Genomic DNA, 20781 nt, shown 5'->3' on the forward strand with positions numbered 1-20781 from the left:
CCTGCGATTACCTGCGGAATCCTAACGATCCCGCGCACGCATAAAAGAGGAGCCGAAATGACTCGACGGGTACTCCGCATCGCCACGGTCGGCGTTATCTTCACCGCACTCTCTTGCGCGCTGAACGCAGCGACAGTCAACGATGATCCCGCGAGCACCATCCGCTCCGCTCTGACACAGTGGCGCGAAGATTTCAACGCTCGACGTGCCGCGCATATCTGCGACCTCTTCGCGCCCGATCTTCGTTACGATTTCTATGGCGCGCCCGAGCGGACCTATCCGATGCTATGTGCCCGTCTGCACCACGCGCTGGCCGACCCTGCGCAATCGCTTCGTTACGACCTCACGATCAGGGAGATCATCGTCTCCGGCGACCTCGCGATCGTGCGCCTGACATGGAGATCGATTGTTACCAAGGACGGCAAGCAGGAGTCCAACGATGAGACGGGCCTCGATGTATTCGGCCGCCAGCCTGACGGTAGCTGGAAGATCATCCGTTACATTGCTTACCCGGAGAAAGACTGAGCGCTTTCCACCGATTCGTTGCGATCGGACGGACCGAACCGCGCGTCGCCGCGGCGCAATGCATCGCTCAACGGCACACATTGCGTGATGCCCGAGCTACGCGCCTCTTCCATTTCACGTTCATCGACACCCACCGCGACCACGCGATGCGCAGGCGTCGCGAGCGTGTGAAGCGCCACCTCATAGCGCGACATGCATGCGCTCGATGACAGGATCGATGAGAAGTATGTAATGCCGTCGTCACCGAGAGTTTCGCTGATGGCGTCGTTCAGCGTTTCCGCATTGAGTTCGCTCATGAGCAGCAGCGGATAGCCGTCGTCACGCACGCTTTGCAGGAAGCGCTTGAGCGCGGCGCTCTGCTCGTATCTCACTGCCGGCTTCGTGTCTTCGACAGTGCTGGTCCACACGGGGTCCATATTCGCTACGATCGCGTCGATTGCCATTGCTTGCCTCTCAGAATCGTTGAATGCGTGCACGTCGCCGTGGGCCGGCTCGTTTGACGTCGACAAAAAATATAAGGTCCCAAAAATATTTACACTATTTAGTATTTATCGCCGACCTATAAGTTTTTGCTTATTCCACGGATGACAACACCGCACAACCGAGGCCGCAGGCTCCCGACGCGTAACCGCAGTCCTCGCGCGTCGCTTAACTCGCCTTCTTGTTCGCACGCGATCGATGAACTAGATTTTGATTTGCAATGCGATTGTCGGGAGAAATTGCCATGGAACTGCATGTCGAACGTGTCGATGTCTGGGCCGCCACCATCGATGACAAACCGGGCGGGCTTGCACAGGTGTTGAATGCATTGCGCGATGCTGGCGTCGATCTGCAATTCGTCGTCGCGCGGCGCACGCCTGAAGCATCGGGCAAGGGCGTCGTATTCGTCGCACCATTGCAGGGAGAAAGCGAGATCCGTGCCGCTACGCAGGCGGGATTCAGCGTGACTCCGAGCCTTCACTCCGTCCGTGTGATGGGTATGGATCAACTGGGGATCGTCGCGCGAGTCACTCAAATGCTTGCCGATGGTGGCGTCAACCTTCGCGGAGTGTCCGCCGCGGTGCTTGGCTCACAGTTCATCGCCTATATCGCGGTCGATTCCTTGGAGGATACCGAAACGGCAATGGACATCTTGCAGAGGGCGTGAACCGCTCATATCGAACCGCCGGGTTGTCGCGCCTTCAAAGTCGATGCGACGCTAGAACACGCCGAGCGAAAGACCGGCCGCCAATCCCGCGCCAAGCTCCGCGCAGCGCGCAAGATCGGCGCTACCGATGACCTTGCGCGCCAGAATGCGCTCTGGCGTCTGTGCATGCGTACAGACGATGATTCCGGGCGCCACCGCGTTGAGACGCCATCCCAGAGCGATACGTTCGATCTGGCGCAGCGCGCCTTGTCCATCGCTACCCGCGCAGATCATCGCCGCGTAGGGTCGGCCGTTCAGGCGATCGAGCGCCGGGTAGTAGCAGCGATCGAAGAAGTCCTTCATCAGACCCGACATCGTCGCGAGATTTTCCGGCGTTGCGAACAGGTAAGCATCGGCCGAAAGAACGTCTTCCGGGCCTGTTTCGACGGCCTGCTTCAAATTGACCGAGACATCCGATTGTTCTCGCGCGGCGGCAGCGGCCGCCTCGGCCATTTGTTGCGTGCCGCCGGTCATCGTGTGATAGACGATCAACAATGTCTTCATAACTAGTCTGTCTGCCCTCCGTTCGCACTTAGGCCGCAAGACTTTCGACGAACTGCCTGACGTTGTCCAGGACAGGTCGTTGATCTCCGGCGAAAGCCCAGTGATCCGCCCCAGCGAGTTCGACGAATCGCGCATGCGCGATATGGCTGGCGAGATGGCGGCCCGCGCCGATGCGAACTGCGCGGTCGTCGCGACGGTGCAGCACCAGCGTCGGGACGGAAATCCGGCCCAGAAGATGCCGCACATCCATATCGCGCAACGCCTCCAGCACGCCCTTGATGGCTCCCGGGCTCGACGCAGCCCGAAGCATGCCTGCCCACCAGGCTCTCGCCTGAGGATCGCCGGACAGGCTCGGCGCGAATGTCTCAATGCCCGCAGGCCCGCCCCAGCTTGCAATGAGTTGCCGCAGCCACTCGTCATACTGCGCCGCCAGCAGCGCGTGGCGATAGTCATGCGTCGCGGTTCCTTTCGCCAGGGAGCCGAACAGAATGAGGCCGGCGACGCGATCGGGGTGATCGACGGCAAACTTGATGCACGCCGGCCCGCCCTCCGACGCACCGAACAGAACGACCCGACGGCTGCCGGCGGCGTCGAGTACCGTGCCGATGTCCTGCGCGGTTGCGTCGACGCCGGGATTGAACCCGACCCGGTCCGAGAGTCCGACACCGCGACGATCGAGCAGGATGAGACGGCCCATTCTGGCGAGGGCGGACAGGAACGCCCGGCAACGCGGCTCCTCCCACACCCGCTCGACATGGGAGACGAAACCGGGCAGAAGCAGAACATCGATCCGGCCGACGCCGTAGGTCTGGAATGCGAGATGGACACCGCCGCCGCTCACGTAGCGCGTCGACGGCGGATCGTCGATGGTCAACGTTGCGCTGTCGCTCAGCAGCGCGCGCGTCTCGGATTCGGGCGTCACGCAAAGCTCGTCGCGAAGGCGACGTGTCAGGGCCTCGAAGTGCCGCTGGGCCGTGGCCCTGTCGCCGGCAAGCAGAAGGTTGCGGATCAGATGACGGCCATACACTTCGCTGAGCGGATCGAACTCGACAAGACGGCCGGCATGCACGGCCGCCGCGGCATAGTCACCGGCCGCGTTCTTGTCCTGCACCACGCGCTCGAGCGCCTGGATCGCCCGGCCCCGCAATGCTTCGCGGCGAAAGAAAGCCCACTCGTCGAACTCCGGGCAGTCGCCGGGCGAAAAACCCTCGAGAAAATCGCCCGAATACTCGCGGCACGCCCGCTCGAACTCGCCGCGGTCGCAGGCCTCTTCGAATAGCCGGGAATCCACTTGCAGGCCGATCGACTCCGACCATCGAACTGTCGAGCGGTCGATAGTCAGAACGTTCTCGCCGAGCGAAAGCTGGAGACGATGCAACAGACGCCGCAGCCGCGCCCGCACGACTTCTTCGGCGCCTTCCGGCCACAGCATCGTCGCGAAGGCGTCGCGCCCGACCGACGTCTTCGCTTCGGCCAGATAGACCAGCAGAGCCAGGCCCTTGCGCAAAGCCAGTTGGCACGGCCGGCCGTCCCGACGAATCTCCGGAAATCCAAGCGTTCGCACGCTGAACAAAGCCATGAAGGAAGCTCTCGACGACGGCGTCCGGGGGACGCTCAGGGGACGACGCAATCCTAGCATTTGCCTGCAAACGATGGCCGCCGGGCTCATCGCGACAGACTGAACTGGAGGATTGCCATGAAGAAACTGGGCGAGCATGCGATCGTGATCGGCGCCGGCGTAGGTGGGCTTCTGGCCGCCCGCGTACTGTCGGATTTCTATACCAGCGTCACCGTGCTCGAGCGCGATGCGTTTCCTGCTGCGGACAGCGCGCGCAAGGGCGTGCCGCAGGGTCGTCACACGCACGGGCTCCTTGCACGCGGCAGTGCGATCTTCGAGGAATTCTTCCCCGGATATAACGATGACGTCGTCACGCAAAGCGGCGGTCTGATCGGCGATGTAGCCAACGATGTGATCTGGATCGGCCGCAACGTCAGGCTTGCCAACGGCGCAAGCGACCTGATCGGTCTGCTTGCGAGCCGTCCGGTGCTCGAAGGCCATCTGCGTCGGCGGCTTCTGGGGTTGTCCAACGTGCATGCCATCGAACATTGCGCAGTGCGGGCGCTTGTCACCGACCCCGCTCGCAAGCGCGTGACGGGCGTGCGCGCATGTGCCGAGGGCAAGCCGGAAGAGATGATCGAAGCGGACCTCGTCGTCGATGCGACCGGTCGTGGCTCATCCAGTCCCGCGTGGCTCGAAGCGCTCGGCTACCCTTCACCCGCCGATGAGAAGGTCGAGATCGGCATCTGCTATATGACCCGTACCTATCGGCGCCGGCCGGGCGATCTCGACGGCAAGCACGGTATCGTCGTCGCGGGCAGCGCGCCGAACTGGCGCAACGGCGTCATGCTCGCACAGGAAGACGAAACCTGGATCGTTAGCGCCGGGGGTTATCTTGGCGACGACGCCCCGGACAACGACGCGGGCTTTCTCGCATATCTGGCGACGCTGCCGACCATGGAGATTCATGACGTCGTCGCAAGTGCGGAGCCGCTGACCGATTACAGGCGCTACCGCCACGTTTCCAGCCTGCGCCGACGGTACGAAAGGCTCGCGCGCTTCCCCGACAATTACCTGGTTTTCGGCGACGCCATCTGCAGCTTCAACCCTGTCTACGGCCAGGGCATGACGGTTGCGGCAGAGGAAGCGCTGACGCTGCATCAGTGCCTGCGCGCGGGCTCGACCGGCCTTGCGCGTCGATTCTTCGCGGCGGCTGCAAGGATCGTCGATATTCCGTGGGACATCGCGGTCGGCAACGATCTCCGCCATCCGGACGTCAAGGGCGCGCGCTCGCCGGCGATGCGCTTCATCAACTGGTACATCGGCAAACTTCATCTCGCTGCGACACGGGACAGCACGTTGGCGACCGCGTTTCTGAAGGTCGTCAACCTGATGATGCCGCCGTCGTCGCTGTTCAGCCCCGCGATCGTCAGACGCGTCTGGCAGGGTAACCGGTGGCCCGTGCCAATTCATGCGCTCGCCTGCAATCGAACCAACGAGGCGCAATAGCGTGGGCGGTTATTGTCTGGAACCTGCGGACTGCGCGGACCAGTCGCTGAAGCTGGGCCCGTCGTAAATGGTTTTACGGCTCGCCCATTCCACTTCAGCGACGGTTGCATACGTCACGCCCGGCTCCCACCAAAGCGCGCCCTCCTGCTGGAAAGACGATCGTCTTTCCATTCGCGCCACCAACGACTCGACCTTGGGCCGAGATGGAGACCGCCACGATAATCGCAGTGGCCGACGTTCGATGAAGTGACACAAACATGCAAGCAGGATGTCCTGAGCGGAAACCACGCCGGCGACGAAACCGTCGTCGGCGCTAACGAGCTGCGCCTCGAACCAGTCGAGAAGATGCTGATTGCGAATGGCGCATCGCGCGGCATGTCCGTTCTCTTCATGCCGGACTCCGGACCATTGCAGTTGCGACACCGTCGTCGTCGACACGCCGAAGGTTTGCAACGTGGCGAGGACGAGCTTGTCGTGCCAGCCTTCCGTCGCGCGCACGTAATCAGTCGCAAGCGGCGGCATGCCTTGGGGCACAGGACTCCCCGCATAACTCGACATGAGATAGTCGATGATCACGGCCGAATCCCACAAGGTCAGCTCGCCATCGACCAATGTAGGAACTTGCAGAGTGGGCGCCACCTTCGCACGTTCTTCGGCGCTGGGCGTCGTGTAGGTTTCCTCACGCTCGAAGTCGAGTCCTTTTTCGACGAGCACGATGCGTACGGCACGCGCGAAGGGCGATCCTGTTGTGAAGAACAGCTTGCGCATGTTTTCCTCCATGACGGATGCTCTCGTCCACGCGTTGGTACGGACTCAATGAGTCTGAACCTTCCGACGACAGCACGCCACAGGCAATCGAGAAATATTTCGAATGCCTCAAGCTGCCGTGTCACGACGATTTCACCTTAGCTTCTGACAATTCGTCGTTTAGCGTCGGCGCGGTCGTTGCTGATAATCTTCGCTTCACGAATCACAATGGCGCATCGGCGTCGCCTGAATTTCACGCCCGTCCTTCCATGACCAAGAAGCACATCATTCTGAACGCGTTCAACATGAACTGCGTCGGCCATATCAATCATGGCCTGTGGACCCATCCACGCGATCGTTCGACGGACTATCGGAAGCTTTCCTACTGGACCGGTCTCGCCAAGCTGCTCGAACGCGGCCTGTTCGACGGACTGTTCATCGCGGATATCGTCGGCGTCTACGACATCTATCGGCAATCGGTCGATGTCACGCTCAAGGAATCGGTGCAGTTGCCCGTGAACGATCCGATGATGCTCGTCTCCGCGATGGCCGCCGCCACGCAGCATCTCGGTTTCGGCATCACGGTGAATCTCTCGTATGAAGCGCCCTATCTGCTCGCGCGGCGCTTCTCGACGCTCGATCATCTGACCGAAGGCCGCATCGGCTGGAACATCGTGACGGGTTATCTCGACAGCGCCGCGCGCGCGATGGGCGGCGCCGAAATGATTCCGCACGACGAGCGCTACGACCGCGCCGACGAATATCTCGACGTGCTCTACAAGCTTTGGGAAGGAAGCTGGCAGGACGACGCCGTGCGGCGCGACCGTGAAGGCCGCGTGTTCGCCGATCCCGCGAAAGTCCGCAAGGTCCGGCATCGCGGCCGCTATTACGACGTCGAAGGCTATCACCTGTGCGAGCCTTCGCCGCAGCGCACGCCGGTGCTGTTCCAGGCGGGATCGTCGGGGCGCGGTCAGGCGTTCGCCGTGCGTCACGCCGAATGCGTGTTCGTGTCGAGCCAGAGCAAGGAAGGCACGCGCAAGCTGGTCGACGCGTTGCGCGCGCAGGCGGTCGCGGCCGGACGCGCCGCCAGCGATCTGAAGATCGTCATGGGCATCACCGTGGTGGTCGGCCGCACGCAGCGCGAGGCCGAGGAGAAGTACGCCGAATACGCGCGGTATGCGAGCCCCGAGGCAGGATTGGCACACTTCGCGGCGGGCAGCGGCATCGACTATTCCACTTACGCGCCCGACGACGAACTCGCGCCTCCCGGCGGCCACAAGGGACGCGGCATCGAATCATCGGTGCAGCGCGTGACCGACGGCAAGCGCGGCATCACGGTGCGGCATCTGCTCGACCAGATGCAACTGGGCGGACGCTATACGACCATCGTCGGCGATGCCGTGCAGGTGGCCGACGCGCTGCAATCCTGGGTCGATGAAGCCGGCGTCGACGGCTTCAATCTCGCGCGCACGGTGACGCCGGAAAGCTACGAGGATTTCATCGATCTCGTCATTCCCGAATTGCAGTCGCGCGGCATCTACAAGACTTCGTATGCGCAGGGAACGCTGCGTGAAAAACTTTTCGGCGATGGCGCGCGGCTCGGGCCGCGTCACACGGCCGCGAGCTTTCGCGATCTGTCTGACGCAACGACGACACACGCGCGATGAGTCATTCGATGCCTCTGCTCCAGAGCCGCTTCGAGGATGAAGCTCTCTTCGAACGAAGCGAACGCGACGCGATGACCAGCACGCTGGCTCGCAATCGGCGAAACTCCTTCATGTGGCTCTCGCGTCTGCAATGGACGCGACGCAGCAAACCGGCCACGAAAAGCCAAATCAACGAATGGTTTTCCGCATCGGCGAAACCGTGACAATCAGGAGATAGCGCAATGAGTCGTACCGACGACGCCGCATGGATCGAGCCGTTGAACGCGGTATTAAAGGAGTGGGCGAAGACGGCCGCCGCGCGCGACAAGTCGGGCGGCACCGCTTTTCATGAACGCAACCTGCTTCGCGAAAGCGGCCTGCTCAGGCTTTCGATTCCGGTGGAGTTCGGCGGCGACGGCGCGAACTGGTCGACGACCCTCGATGTCGTGCGGCGCATGGCGCAGGTCGACAGTTCGCTCGCGCATCTCTTCGCGTTCCATCACCTGCAACTGGCGACGATCCGTCTGTTCGGAAGCGACACGCAGATTCGCCGCTGGCTCGCCGAGACCGTCGAGCGAGGGTGGTTCTGGGGCAATGCGCTCAATCCGCTCGACAAGAGCACGCGCGCCCTGCCCGATGACTCCGGCGGCTTTGTCTTCGACGGCCGCAAGAGCTTCTGTTCCGGCGCGCGCGATTCGGACCAGTTGCTCGCTTCCGCTTTCGACGGCGACGGGCGTCTGCTCATCGGCGTGACGCCGACGAATCGCGCGGGCATCACCGTGCTCGACGACTGGGACAACATGGGTCAGCGTCAGACCGACAGCGGCACGGTGGTGTTCGAGCGCGTGCCCATCGCCACGGACGAACTGCTGCTTCAGCCCGGACCGCTCTCCAGCCCGTTCGCCACGCTACGGCCGCTGCTCGCGCAGTCGATCCTGAGCCACATCTATCTGGGCATCGGCGAAGGGGCGTTGCAGGCCGCGCGCGACGCGACGCTCGCGCAGACGCGGCCGTGGATCGCATCGGCCGCAGAACGTCCCGCCGACGATCCCTACGTGCTCGCGCATTACGGCGACTTCTGGGTCGCGCTCGAAGGCGCGCGCCTCTTCGTCGAGCGTGCAATGCAGGCATTCGACCGCGCGTGGTCGCGCGGACTCGACCTGACCGAACATGAGCGCGGCGAAGTGGCGGTCGCCGTGGCGGCATCGAAAGTGGCGGCGGCGCGCGCAGGGCTGGAGGTCGCGCATCGCATGTTCGAAGTGACGGGCGCGCGCTCGACCACGGCGGCATTGCGCCTCGACCGGTTCTGGCGCAACGTGCGTGTGCATACGCTGCACGATCCGATCGACTACAAAGTGCGCGAACTGGGCGACTGGGCGCTCAACGAAAAGATTCCGAAGCCTTCGTTCTATTCGTGAGCGTCGCGCGCCATGCGGTCGTCGCGTGGCGCGCTTCGCTTCGTCGGCAAGTGATGACCGCTCGCATCGAACGGTTCGAAGTACGGCCGGCCGTATATGCGAATCACGCGACGCGTGATTTGCTACGCATGATTGATTCGTAGCGGCGGCATGCAGAGTGCCTATAGTCGAAGGCTTCTCTACATCACTTCGTCCGCGCCATGAAACCTGCTATCCATCGCCGCACGCTGATCGTTGGCGGGGCGAAATGACGTCGCTTTCCATCCGCAATCTCGGCGTCACCTACGAAGGCGCGAGCACGCCCGCGTTGAAGGGCGTCGACTTGCAGATCGGCAGCGGCGAGTTCGTGGTGGCGCTCGGTGCATCGGGCTGCGGCAAGACCACGCTGCTCAACTGCCTCGCCGGCTTTCTGGAGCCGACCGAAGGCGACGCATCGCTCAACGGCGAGCCGATCGCCGGGCCCGGCGCCGAGCGTGGCGTCGTGTTCCAGAAACATGCGCTGATGCCGTGGCTCAATGTCATCGACAACGTCGCGCTCGGCCTGCGCTTTCGCGGCGTGAAGCGCGACGAGCGCCGCGAGATCGCGCGTCGCACGCTCGCGCTCGTCGGCCTCGCGCAGCATGAGCAGGCGAAGGTCTACGCGCTTTCGGGCGGCATGCAGCAACGCGTCGGGATTGCGCGGGCGCTCGCGAGCGATCCCGAAGTGCTGTTGATGGACGAGCCGATGGGCGCGCTCGACGCCCTCACGCGCGAGAACGTGCAGGAACTCGTGCTCGACGTGTGGGCGCGCACCGGCAAGACGGTGTTCTTCATCACGCACAGCGTGGAGGAAGCGCTCTTTCTGGCCACGCGCCTCGTGCTGATGACGCCCGGCCCCGGACGCATCGAGGAAGTCCACGAGCTGCCCTTTTCGCGCGACTACATCCGTAACCGCGATGCCCGCGCGGTGAAGTCGTCGCCCGCGTTCATCGAGTGGCGCGAGCGGCTGACGCGCCGCCTGCATCGCACCGATACGGAGGTGGCGTGACTCATCCCGCACACGAAGTCCCGCTGCCGCGCGCCGCCACGACGCAGCCGACCACACGACGCGCCGCCCGCGCGAAACGACGCGCGCAGTATCGCGGCATGCCGGGCGCGGGCCCGACCGCGCTGCCCAGCGCGCTGTGCGTCGCGACGCTCGCGTTGCTGTGGTGGGCCGCCACGCATTTTCATTGGCTGCCGCCGCTCTTTCTGCCCTCGCCCGAAGCCGTCTGGCAGGCATTCGTCGATGCGTTGCATGGGCGGCTCCAGGGCGGCCTGCCGCTCTCCGAACATCTCTTGTGGAGCGCGATCCGCGTGTTCGGCGCATTCGCGCTGGCGGTCGTCACGGCGGTGCCTGTCGGCATTCTGATGGGCGTGAGCCGCATCGCGCGCGGCGTGCTCGATCCGCCGCTGGAGTTCTATCGGCCGCTGCCGCCGCTCGCGTATCTGCCGCTCGTCGTCATCTACTTTGGTATCGACGAGACCGCGAAGATCGTCGTGATCTGGCTCGCGTGCTTCGCGCCGATCGCGATGGCCGCGCGCGCCGGCGTGAAGAGCGCGACAGCCGAGCAAGTGAACGCGGCGTGGTCGCTCGGCGCGAACTTCCGGCAGGTCGTGTGGCACGTCGTGCTGCCCGCCGCGTTGCCCGAGATACTCACGGGCCTGCGCATCGCCGTGGGTTTCGGATGGACCACGCTCGTCGCCGCCGAGATGGTCGCGGCCACCGCTGGCCTCGGGCAGATGGTGCTCAATGCATCGAGCTTTCTGCGCACCGACGTGGTGGTGATGGGCATCGTGCTGATCGGCGCGATCGCGTGGATCTTCGACTTCGGTATGCGCGCGCTGGAACGGCGGCTCGTGCCGTGGAAGGGGCGTTGAGCCGCGCGCAAGTCGAAGGTGACGTTACTGATAGAAGTTGAGCGTCAGCATCGCGGAGCGTCCCGGCGCCCAGGTGGCATAGATCGGGTACGCGCTCGAAAAGTACTTGCGGTCGAAGATGTTGTTCACGTTCAACTGCAAGTCCACGCTCTTCGCGACGTGATACGTCGCCACCGCATCGAAGCGCGCGTAGCCGGGCGTCCACTTGAGCACCGTCGGCGAAACCGACGCGTAGGACTTGCTCGCGATCGTCGCGCCCGCGCCGACCTTCAGCTTCGGCAGCACGTCATAGAACGACCAGAGCGTGAAGTTGTGCTTGGGCACCATCACCATCGGCAGACCAGACGATGCCGCGCTGGCCGCGCCCGCGTCGACCGTGATCGCATCCAGATACGAGTAGCCGCCGAAGACGCTCCACTTGCCCGTGATATTGCCCGCGGTTCCGACTTCGACGCCGCGCACGCGCTGATGGCCCGCGTTGATCGTTCCGCCGAGGCCGTCGCTTACGCGCGCGTTGGTCTTGTCGGTCTGGAACAGCGCGAGGTTCATCGACAGCCGATCCAGCACGTCCCACTTCGCGCCCACTTCGATGTTGCGGCTGCGTTCCGGCGACAGATCCTGATTCGTGGCCGTGAGCTGATCCGTGCCGCCGCCGAGACCCGCGTTCGCACCCGGCGGATTCGCGGACGTGCCGTACGACGTGTACAGGCTCACTGTCGGCATCAGCTTGTACACGAGGCCGAGCTGATAGCTGAAGAGATTCGAGTTGTTGGAGAGGTCTTTCGCGCCTGCCTGAGTCGAGGTGACGTCGAAGCGGTCGAAACGCGCGCCCGCGTTGAAGATCCATCGGTCCGTGATCTTCACGCTATCGAAGAGATACGCGGATGCGGTATTGGTCTGCGTATGCGTCGCCGCGCCAGGAAAGGCCTTGTCGCCGTTGAGCAGAACGCTGCCGAGCCACGGATTGTCCGGGTTCCACGCGTTGACCGGCGTGCAGTTGTATGCCACCGAACACGGACCGCCCGTACGGATATTGTTTCCGGCGCTATCCGAGACGAGATAGCCTTCATAGAGGCTGTGCTCGTGACTGAACTCGACGCCGCCCGTCATCGTGTGCTGCATGCCGAGGAGTGTCGCCTTGCCGGTCAGTTCGGTCTGGTTCGTGATGCTGTTGGTTGCGTACTTGCCGCTCTTCGCCTGCAGGCTGAGGATGTTCGACGTCGGGCTCGTCAACTGTGGATTCGTCGCGATGTAATCGAGCGTGGACCGGCCGAACATCGTCGTGTTTCTGAGCTTCAGATTTTCGTTGAAGCGATGCTCGATGCGCACCTCGCCCGTGTCCGTCTGCCCATAGCGATAATCGCGGTTGTTGAGGCCGTAGAACTGGCCGCGATCGCTGTTGATCGGCGTGCCGCCCGTCGAGCGGAACGGCACGCTGAAATCGGGCATGTCATAGCTATTCAGATGGTAGTAGCTGAGCGTGACCGTCGTCGGACTGTTCAGGCCGAATGCGACGGACGGCGCGATGCCCCAGCGCTTGCTATAGACGTTATTGCGGCCCGCCTGATTGGCATCGAAGCCCATCGCGTTAAAGCGGAACGCGTTGTCGCCGGCGAACTTCTGGTTCACATCGAGCGTCAGGCGCTTGTATGCATCGGTTCCGATGCCCGCGCTGCCGTTGATGAAGTTTTCGTTCTTCGGCATCTTGGTTTCGATGTCGATCGAACCGCCCACCGCGCCGCGCCCCGCATACACGGAGTCCGGACCCTTGATCACCGTGATGCTCTCGATGTCGAACGTCTCGCGGTTCTGCACGCCCGAGTCGCGAATGCCATCGACGAAAATCGAATTGCGCGATTCGAAGCCGCGGATCACCGGCCGGTCCGCCGACGGATTCGCTGCCGCATCACCGCCGAGGAACGTGATGCCCGGCACGGTCTTGAGCGCATCGGCGAAGGTCGTCGCGTTGGTTTCCTTGATGAGTTCTTCGGGAATGACCGTGATCGAGCGCGGCGTGTCCAGCAGCGGCGCGGTGAATTTGTACGAAGGCAGTTCCTTCGTCTGCAGGTCGGATTGCGCCGTGGTCGCATTCACCTGAACCGCGGGCAAGGATTGGGGCGAAGCGTCGTTCGAGCCTGGCGTCGACACGGACTGCGCGACGGCCTGGGACGGAGCGAGAAAACTTGCGCAATAAAGAGCACCGACGGACGCGAGCAGACGCGTCCGCGTCTTTAACAGAGCGGGCATGGTGACAATGTGAAGAAGGATGAAGCCCCACGTTGCATGGAGCGGACGGGCGCGAGACGGATCGCGTTAGATTCGGTTAATGAGAATCATCCTCAATAACTGACGCGACGGATTGTAATGTTTATTTACAAAGGTGTAAACGTCTTCGGACGTGCATTTGCCGAAATGCCCCGCCATATAAGGCGAAACAGTAAAAATGAAAGATTACGCTAAGTAAACAGAGGTCACTAAGCAACGTCTAAGTAAACCCCGGCAGAGTGCCGCCTGACTCGACGCGTGAGCCCGAGCGAACTCATACCAATCAAAAAACCAGACCGGAATGCACATGGATACGTTGTTACTCGTCAAAGCCGCGATCATGGGAATCGTCGAAGGGTTGACGGAGTTTCTGCCGATCTCGTCGACCGGGCATCTGATCCTGGCCGGGTCGCTGCTCGACTTCACCAGCGAGAAGGCCAAGGTATTCGACATCGCGATCCAGACGGGCGCCATCTTCGCCGTGATCCTGTTCTATTGGCGCCGTCTCGTGGACACCGCCGCCGCACTCGGCGATTCATCGCGCGCGCGGCGTTTCGTGCTGAACGTGCTGATCGCGTTTTTGCCCGCGGTGGTGATCGGTCTTCTCGTGGGCAAGGCGGTCAAGGCGCATCTCTTCACTCCGACGGTCGTGGCCACGTCCTTCATCGCGGGCGCGCTGGTGATCCTGTGGGCCGAGCGCCGCCCCAAGAGCACGGTGCGCGTTTTCACCGTCGACGACATGTCGCCGTTCGATGCGCTCAAGGTCGGCCTCCTGCAATGTCTCGCGCTTGTTCCAGGCGTCAGCCGTTCGGGATCGACCATCATCGGCGGAATGCTGGTCGGACTGAGCCGCAACGCGGCGACCGAGTTCAGCTTCTTTCTCGCGATACCCACACTCATCGGCGCAGGCGCGTACAGCCTCTTCAAGGAACGTCATCTGCTCTCGGCGACCGACGCGCCTTTGTTCGCCGTCGGATTGATCTTCTCGTTCCTGAGCGCATGGGTGTGCGTGCGCTGGCTGCTGCGCTATGTGGCAACGCATGACTTCGTGCCGTTCGCGTGGTATCGGATCGCGTTCGGCGTCGCGGTGCTGGTGACGGCGCACTTCGGCTGGGTCAACTGGGCCGATTGACGGGCCTTGGACAGTATGCTCGTACTAAGACCCTGCTAAGGATTCGGTAGCAATTTGATTGAAGGCGCGACGTCGATTTTATAAAAAGAACGCTTCGCGAGCGCCTCAATCAATCGAATCACTCTCGAGGATATTTTCATGCTGACACTGATCATTGGCTCCGTCTACGCCGTCTCGCTGGGCGCATTGTTAACCGTGTCGATGGGCCGGTTTTTCGAGCGGATCGAGCTTAGCGAGACCGCGCGACGGCACGGACGCTTCGCCTGAAGACGGTCCGGTACACGCTCGGCTCCGGGCGAACGGCGTCGCCACACGCCGACGCAGATTACAAGCTTGTCATTTAACGGACAGTATCAGGTAAGGCGGCCGCCCGCACACTCCATCCCGTTGTGCAATCACAAGACCCGGCGCCTTCTGGCGTCGGGTAACAACCGTGGATACTGCTCGTGTGGATCGTTCGCCTGGCCCTTCGGCGGCCCTATACCTTCATCGTTCTGGCGCTGCTGCTGTTCAGCATCGGCCCGCTGACGATTCTGCGCACGCCGACCGATATCTTCCCCAACATCAATATCCCGGTGGTCAGCATCGTCTGGTCCTATAACGGCTTTTCAGCCGAGGACATGGCCCGCCGCATCACGACCAACTATGAGCGCGCGCTGACGTCGGATATCGAGAATATCGAGCACGTGGAGTCGCAATCGCTCAATGGCGTGTCGATCATCAAGATCTTCTTTCACCCCGGCGCGGACATCAATCGTGCAGTGGCGCAAGCGACATCCAGCTCGGCGTCGATCCTGCGGGTGCTGCCGCCCGGCACGCTGCCGCCCAATATCATCACGTATAACGCGTCCACCGTGCCCATCCTGCAACTGGGCCTGACCAGTGCGACGCTACCGGAACAATCGCTGTACGACCTCGGCAACAGCTTCGTGCGCACGCAACTCGCCACCGTGCAGGGCGCGGCCGTGCCGCTGCCCTATGGCGGCAAGATTCGCCAGATCATGATCGATATCGATCCGCGCAAGCTCCAGGCGCGCAATCTTTCGCCGAGCGATATCGTCAACGCGGTGAACGTGCAGAACCTGATTCTGCCGGGCGGTACCGCGAAGATCGGCACGCGCGAATACAACGTCCAGATGAACGGCAGCACCGAGAGCGTCGCCGCGCTCAACGACTTGCCCATCGAGGCGGTCAACGGCGGCGTGGTCTATCTGCGCGACGTGGCGCAGGTGCGCGACGGCTATGCGCCGCAGACCAACATCGTGCGCAGCGACGGCAAGCGCGCCGCGCTGCTGACTGTCGAGAAGACCGGCAGCACGTCCACGCTGACCATCATCCAGCAGATCAAGTCGATGCTGCCCACGATCTCGGCGGGCTTGCCCAAGGCGCTGCATATCGTGCCGCTCGCGGATCAGTCGGTGTTCGTCAAGTCCGCGATTCTCGGTGTGGTGCGCGAGGCGCTCATCGCCGCGTGCCTGACCGCGATGATGATCCTGCTCTTTCTCGGGAGCTGGCGCGCGACGCTCATCATCGCGGTGACGATTCCGCTGTCGGTCATCACTTCGCTGCTGGCGCTGTCCGCGCTCGGCGAGACCATCAACATCATGACGCTGGGCGGACTCGCGCTCGCCGTCGGCATCCTGGTGGACGATGCGACCGTCGCGATCGAAAACATCACGCATCACCTGGAGAACGGCGCGCCGCTCGCGGATGCCATTCTCAACGGCTCAGGCGAGATCGCCGTGCCCACTTTCGTTTCGACGCTTTCCATCTGCATCGTGTTCGCGCCGATGTTCATGCTGTCGGGCGTGGCGCGCTATCTCTTCGTGCCGATGGCCGAAGCGGTCGTGTTCGCGATGTGCGCGTCGTACTTCTTCTCGCGCACGCTGATCCCGACGCTCGCCATGTACTTGCTCAAGGCACGCTCGAAGCAGGCGCCGGTTGGGCGGCTTGCGTTTCTCTCGCGCGGGCAAGCGGCGTTCGAACATCGCTTCGAGCGCCTGCGCCTGCGATACAAGGCCGCGCTCACGAATAACACGGGCCGGCCGCGCACGGTCATCCTGATCTTCGCGCTCTTCTGCGCGGCCTCGATGGCGCTGATTCCATTTGCAGGGCGCGACTTCTTTCCCAGTGTCGATACCGGCGAGATTCGCCTGCATATGCGCGCGCCGACGGGCACGCGCATCGAAGAGACCGCGCGGCTCGCCGATCAGGTGGAAGCGAAAATCCGCACCGTGATACCGAAGTCCGAAGAGGCGTCGCTGCTCGATAACATCGGCCTGCCGGTGAGCGGCATCAACCTCACGTATTCGTCGTCGGCGCCTATCGGTTCGGAAGATGCCGACATCATGATCGCCCTCAAGCCCGGTCATGCGCCGACCGCATCCTACGTCGCGAAACTGCGCGGCGTGCTGGCCGCTTCGTTCCCCGGCACGACGTTCTCGTTTCTGCCCGCCGACATCACGAGCCAGATTCTCAACTTCGGCCAGCCCGCGCCGATCGACATACAGATCGTCGGCAGGAACCTGGTCGCCAATCGCGCCGTGGCCAACGATCTGCTCGCCAGAATGCGCGGCGTGCACGGTCTCGTCGATGCGCACATTCAACAACCCGACGATGCCCCGGCGATCAACATCCGCGTCGATCGCACCAAGGCCATGCTCGCCGGCCTCACGCAGAAGCAGATCGCGCAGGACATGCTGATCTCGCTCTCGGGCAGCTCGCAGACCACGCCGAATTTCTGGCTCGATCCGAAGAACGGCGTGAGTTATCCGCTCATGGCGCAGGTGCCTCAGTACGATATCCACTCGTTGCAGACGCTCGCCAATCTGCCGCTCGACCAGCACGCGGCGTCTAGCGCGCCGCAAAGCATTCTGGCGTCGCTCGGCAACATGCAGCGCGGCTCGCAGCAGGCGGTGGTGTCGCATTACAACGTGCAGCCCGTCCTCGATATCTACGCGTCGGTGCAGGGTCGCGATCTGGGCGGCGTCGCCGCGGACGTGTCGCGCCTGATCGCACAGAGCCGTGCGCATCTGCCGGGCGGCTCGACCATCGTCATGCGCGGGCAGGTCCAGTCGATGACGCAGTCGTTCAGCGGCCTCGGCTTCGGACTCGTCTTCGCGATCGCGCTCGTGTATCTGCTGATGGTCGTGAATTTTCAGTCGTGGCTCGATCCGCTCATCATCATCGGCGGATTGCCTGCTTCGCTTGCGGGCATCGCGTGGATGCTCTTCGCAACGGGCACCACGCTGAGCGTGCCGGCGCTCACCGGGACGATTCTCTGTATCGGCATCGCGACGGCGAACAGCATCCTCGTGATCAACGCCGCGCGCGAACTCTTGAGCAATGGCATGGCACCGGTTCAGGCCGCGATCGAAGCGGGCTTCTCACGCTTTCGCCCGGTGCTGATGACCGCGCTCGCGATGCTGATCGGCATGCTGCCGATGGCGCTCGGACTGGGCGATGGCGGCGAACAGAACGCGCCGCTCGGACGCGCGGTGATCGGCGGCTTGATGCTCGGCACGGTGTCCACGCTCCTTTTCGTGCCCGTGGTGTTCGGCGTCGTGCATGCGTGGCTCGCGCGCCGGCAAGCTGCGAGGGGCGCATCGAGCGCACATCCTTCTATCGACGCCTAATAGCGACCATCATGAACCAGCAAGACGAACACACGACCAAGCGGCGCTTTCTCCCAGCGCTAATCCTTCTCGGGATCGCAGCCGCGCTGCTCGGCGCCGGCATCATTCCGCGCCTGCACGCACAGAGCGCGCTCGCCGCGCAGGCCGATGTCCAGAGCGTGATGAATGTATCGGTCATCGCGCCGCGCCAGGCTCCGGCGACGCAGGAACTGTTGTTGCCGGGCGCCGTGTCGGCGTACTCGGACGCGTCGGTCTATGCGCGCACCAGCGGTTATGTACAGCACTGGTATGCCGACATCGGCTCGCACGTGAAGCAAGGGCAATTGCTCGCGGTGATTCAGACACCCGAAGTCGATGCGCAATTGCAGCAGGCACGCGCCGACGAAGCCACCGCGCGAGCGAACTATGTCTATGCGCGGGACACGGCCGCACGCTGGCAGGACATGCTGAAGACGCAGTCGGTGTCGCAACAGGACGCCGATACGAAGTCGGGCGATATGCTCGCGAAGCAGGCCATGTTGTCATCCGCGCAAGCCAACGTGCGCCGCCTCACGGAACTCGTGTCCTACGAGAAAGTGCTCGCGCCGTTCGATGGCGTGGTGAGCGCGCGCCGTGTCGATGTGGGCGCGCTCGTCACGGCGGGCGGCACGCCCGGCCTCGGCGGCACCACCGGTGAACTCTTCCATGTGGTGCAGAGCGATACCTTGCGCGTATTCATCGATGTCCCGCAAGGCGATGCGCCCTACGTGACCTCGACGACCCAGGCTTATCTCACCGCGCAGCAATATCCCGGACGACGCTTCCCCGCGACGGTCGCGCGCAATGCCGGCGCAATGGACCCGGTGACCCGCACCTTGCGCGTCGAGCTGGATGTCGCGAACGCCGATGGCGCCCTGTTGCCGGGCGCTTACGCGCAGGCGCATCTGGAGCTCGTCAGTCAGACGCCGAAACTGGATCTCCCTGTGAGCGCCCTGCTTTTCCGGCCGAACGGCGTGACGGTGGCGACCGTCGATGCATCGAACAGGATCAGTCTCAAGACCGTGACGCTCGGCCGAGATTTCGGCACGCATGTCGAGATCATGACCGGCGTGCAGTCGTCCGATAAAGTGATCGACAACCCCGGCGACGCGATCACGAGCGGCGAAGCGGTGAAGATCGCAAAGTCCGCGAGCGCATCGTGAAGGAGGACAGAATGAAACGTGTCCCTTTCGCGCTGCGCCGTTGCGCCGCTGCCCTCGTCTGCGTGACGCTCGTCGCTTGCTCGACCGTGCCGCCGTATCAGAAACCGGAGGTCGCCGTTCCGGCGCATTTCGCGGGCTCACCGCAATGGTCGGTTGCCGCTCCCGCCGATTCGACACCACGCGGCCCCTGGTGGATGGCATTCAAGGACCCGCAGCTCGACGCTCTCGAAGCGCGTGTGAACGTCTCGAATCAGTCGCTGAAGAAAGCCGTCTCTTCGTTGCAGGAAGCGCGCGCCATGGTCGACTATCAGCGCGCGGGTTTCTTCCCGACAGTGACAGCCGGCGTGGCGCAGAGCCGCTACCGCACATCGCAGAATCTGCTCGGCAAATCGCTGGCGGGACAGACCATCTCCGACTATTCGACGGGCGTATCGGCATCGTGGGAACCGGATCTTTTCGGCCGCATCCACGATGCGACGCTCAACGCGCAAGCCAGCGCCGAGGCGAGCGCCGCCGATGTCGAGGCGCTGCGTCTGTCGCTTTCGAGTCAGCTCGCAGTGGACTACTTCAATCTGCGCTCGCTCGATACCCAGAAGCAGCTTCTCGACGATTCCGTCACCGCTTATGACGCCGCCCTGCAACTGCTGAAGCGGCAACTCGCGAGCGGCGCGATCGATGCATCGGCGGTGGCGCAGGCGCAGGCGCAACTGGAAAGCACGCGCACGCAGTCGACCGAGGCCGCTTCGCAACGCGCGATGCTCGAACATGCGATTGCGACGCTCATCGGTGAACCGGCTTCGACCTTCTCGATACCCGCGCGCAAGCAAACCTTCCTGTTGCCGGACATTCCGCAGGCGCTGCCTTCGCAATTGCTCGAACGCAGGCCGGACATCGCTGCAGCGGAACGCCGCGTCTTCGCCGCGAATGCGCAAATCGGCGAGGCGCGTGCAGCCTTCTTCCCCGATCTGATCCTGAGCGCGAGCGCGGGTCTGGAGTCGAGCTTCTTCGCGCCCTGGCTCACCGCGCCGAGTCTCTTCTGGTCACTTGGTCCGCAGCTTGCGGGCACCTTGTTCGATGGCGGGCGTCGGAAGGCATCGCTTGCGAGCGCGCATGCGCGCTATGACGGCTATGTCGCGGATTACCGACAGACCGTGCTGACTTCGTTCCAGCAAGTCGAGGACAATCTCACCGCCCTGAATGCACTTGCGGACGAAGCACGCAGTCAGCGGCTCGCGTCGGACGCGGCGACGCTCTCGCTGAAGCTCGTGACGAATCGTTTCGATGCCGGCGCGGTGAGTTATCTGGATGTCGTGACCGCGCAGACCATTGCGCTCACCAACGAACGCACCGCCGAGCAGATCGATGCGCGCCGGGCCGTCGCCTCCGTGGGCCTCCTGGTCGCGCTGGGCGGCGACTGGCGGGTACGCGCAGATCAGTGATATCGGGCTTGGCAATGTGGCCTGATGAGGGCGTTTTCGCTGGATCCCGATTTCTTAGTGGTCTATTAGCACTGCCCCTGTGCGGGGCGGCAGTCACTTTCTTTGCTGCTGCAAAGAAAGTAACCAAAGAAAGCAGC

General features: G+C 63.1%; 17 protein-coding genes. 12 read left to right on the forward strand and 5 right to left on the reverse strand.

What is annotated here, in order from left to right:
* Positions 1-57 precede the first annotated feature (57 nt).
* Positions 58-525, forward strand: a complete 468-nt coding sequence (locus PQR08_RS26210; RefSeq protein WP_250487624.1) for a YybH family protein — start codon at positions 58-60, stop codon at positions 523-525.
* Here PQR08_RS26210 and PQR08_RS26215 read toward each other — a convergent pair.
* A complete protein-coding gene (locus PQR08_RS26215; RefSeq protein WP_250487623.1) occupies positions 507-968 on the reverse strand; it encodes a hypothetical protein in 462 nt (153 codons plus the stop codon). The two genes, PQR08_RS26210 and PQR08_RS26215, sit on opposite strands and share 19 nt — an antisense overlap.
* Before the next feature lie 281 nt (positions 969-1249).
* Between PQR08_RS26215 and PQR08_RS26220 the strand changes: the two genes are divergently transcribed.
* Positions 1250-1672: an ACT domain-containing protein gene (locus tag PQR08_RS26220; RefSeq protein ID WP_035508115.1), complete on the forward strand. Its 423-nt coding sequence runs from the start codon at positions 1250-1252 to the stop codon at positions 1670-1672.
* A gap of 51 nt (positions 1673-1723) precedes the next feature.
* Here the strand turns inward: PQR08_RS26220 and PQR08_RS26225 are convergent, their stop codons facing one another.
* A complete protein-coding gene (locus PQR08_RS26225) occupies positions 1724-2215 on the reverse strand; it encodes a flavodoxin family protein (RefSeq protein WP_250487622.1) in 492 nt (163 codons plus the stop codon).
* 28 nt (positions 2216-2243) lie between these two features.
* Positions 2244-3794, reverse strand: coding sequence for a bifunctional AfsR/SARP family transcriptional regulator/alpha/beta hydrolase (locus PQR08_RS26230; RefSeq protein ID WP_250487621.1), 1551 nt, complete (start codon positions 3792-3794; stop codon positions 2244-2246).
* 117 nt (positions 3795-3911) lie between these two features.
* Here PQR08_RS26230 and PQR08_RS26235 point away from each other — a divergent pair, with 117 nt between their 5' ends.
* A complete protein-coding gene (locus tag PQR08_RS26235; protein WP_250487620.1) occupies positions 3912-5282 on the forward strand; it encodes an NAD(P)/FAD-dependent oxidoreductase in 1371 nt (456 codons plus the stop codon).
* A 9-nt stretch (positions 5283-5291) separates the two neighbouring features.
* On the opposite strand, the gene PQR08_RS26240 is transcribed toward PQR08_RS26235, so the two are convergent.
* Positions 5292-6050, reverse strand: coding sequence for a glutathione S-transferase family protein (locus tag PQR08_RS26240; protein ID WP_250487619.1), 759 nt, complete (start codon positions 6048-6050; stop codon positions 5292-5294).
* A gap of 248 nt (positions 6051-6298) precedes the next feature.
* Here PQR08_RS26240 and PQR08_RS26245 point away from each other — a divergent pair, with 248 nt between their 5' ends.
* The 4 genes from PQR08_RS26245 to PQR08_RS26260 all read left to right on the forward strand — a co-directional run bounded on the left by PQR08_RS26245 (position 6299) and on the right by PQR08_RS26260 (position 10992).
* The gene (locus PQR08_RS26245; RefSeq protein WP_250487618.1) at positions 6299-7696 is read left to right on the forward strand and encodes an LLM class flavin-dependent oxidoreductase; all 1398 of its coding nucleotides are present in this window, start codon (positions 6299-6301) and stop codon (positions 7694-7696) included.
* Positions 7697-7917: 221 nt separating this feature from the next.
* Complete coding sequence (locus PQR08_RS26250) at positions 7918-9093, forward strand: acyl-CoA dehydrogenase family protein (RefSeq protein ID WP_250487617.1); 1176 nt, start codon at positions 7918-7920, stop codon at positions 9091-9093.
* A 247-nt stretch (positions 9094-9340) separates the two neighbouring features.
* Positions 9341-10120, forward strand: a complete 780-nt coding sequence (locus tag PQR08_RS26255) for a taurine ABC transporter ATP-binding protein (RefSeq protein ID WP_250487616.1) — start codon at positions 9341-9343, stop codon at positions 10118-10120.
* Positions 10121-10143: 23 nt separating this feature from the next.
* On the forward strand, positions 10144-10992 hold the full coding sequence (locus PQR08_RS26260; RefSeq protein WP_250487727.1) for an ABC transporter permease subunit: 849 nt from the start codon (positions 10144-10146) through the stop codon (positions 10990-10992).
* Positions 10993-11016: 24 nt separating this feature from the next.
* Here the strand turns inward: PQR08_RS26260 and PQR08_RS26265 are convergent, their stop codons facing one another.
* Positions 11017-13239 (reverse strand): TonB-dependent receptor, encoded by a 2223-nt coding sequence (locus tag PQR08_RS26265; protein ID WP_250487615.1) that lies wholly within the window; start codon positions 13237-13239, stop codon positions 11017-11019.
* 325 nt (positions 13240-13564) lie between these two features.
* Here PQR08_RS26265 and PQR08_RS26270 point away from each other — a divergent pair, with 325 nt between their 5' ends.
* From PQR08_RS26270 to PQR08_RS26290, 5 genes are all read left to right on the forward strand, one after another.
* On the forward strand, positions 13565-14389 hold the full coding sequence (locus PQR08_RS26270; protein WP_250487614.1) for an undecaprenyl-diphosphate phosphatase: 825 nt from the start codon (positions 13565-13567) through the stop codon (positions 14387-14389).
* A gap of 138 nt (positions 14390-14527) precedes the next feature.
* Positions 14528-14656, forward strand: a complete 129-nt coding sequence (locus tag PQR08_RS26275) for a hypothetical protein (protein ID WP_284509263.1) — start codon at positions 14528-14530, stop codon at positions 14654-14656.
* A 179-nt stretch (positions 14657-14835) separates the two neighbouring features.
* Positions 14836-18024, forward strand: coding sequence for an efflux RND transporter permease subunit (locus PQR08_RS26280; protein WP_250487613.1), 3189 nt, complete (start codon positions 14836-14838; stop codon positions 18022-18024).
* A gap of 11 nt (positions 18025-18035) precedes the next feature.
* Complete coding sequence (locus PQR08_RS26285; RefSeq protein WP_250487612.1) at positions 18036-19205, forward strand: efflux RND transporter periplasmic adaptor subunit; 1170 nt, start codon at positions 18036-18038, stop codon at positions 19203-19205.
* A gap of 11 nt (positions 19206-19216) precedes the next feature.
* Positions 19217-20644, forward strand: a complete 1428-nt coding sequence (locus PQR08_RS26290) for an efflux transporter outer membrane subunit (RefSeq protein ID WP_250487611.1) — start codon at positions 19217-19219, stop codon at positions 20642-20644.
* Positions 20645-20781: the final 137 nt, after the last annotated feature.

It is taken from the genome of Caballeronia jiangsuensis (assembly GCF_046030135.1).
In the GTDB taxonomy this organism is placed as follows: domain Bacteria; phylum Pseudomonadota; class Gammaproteobacteria; order Burkholderiales; family Burkholderiaceae; genus Caballeronia; species Caballeronia jiangsuensis.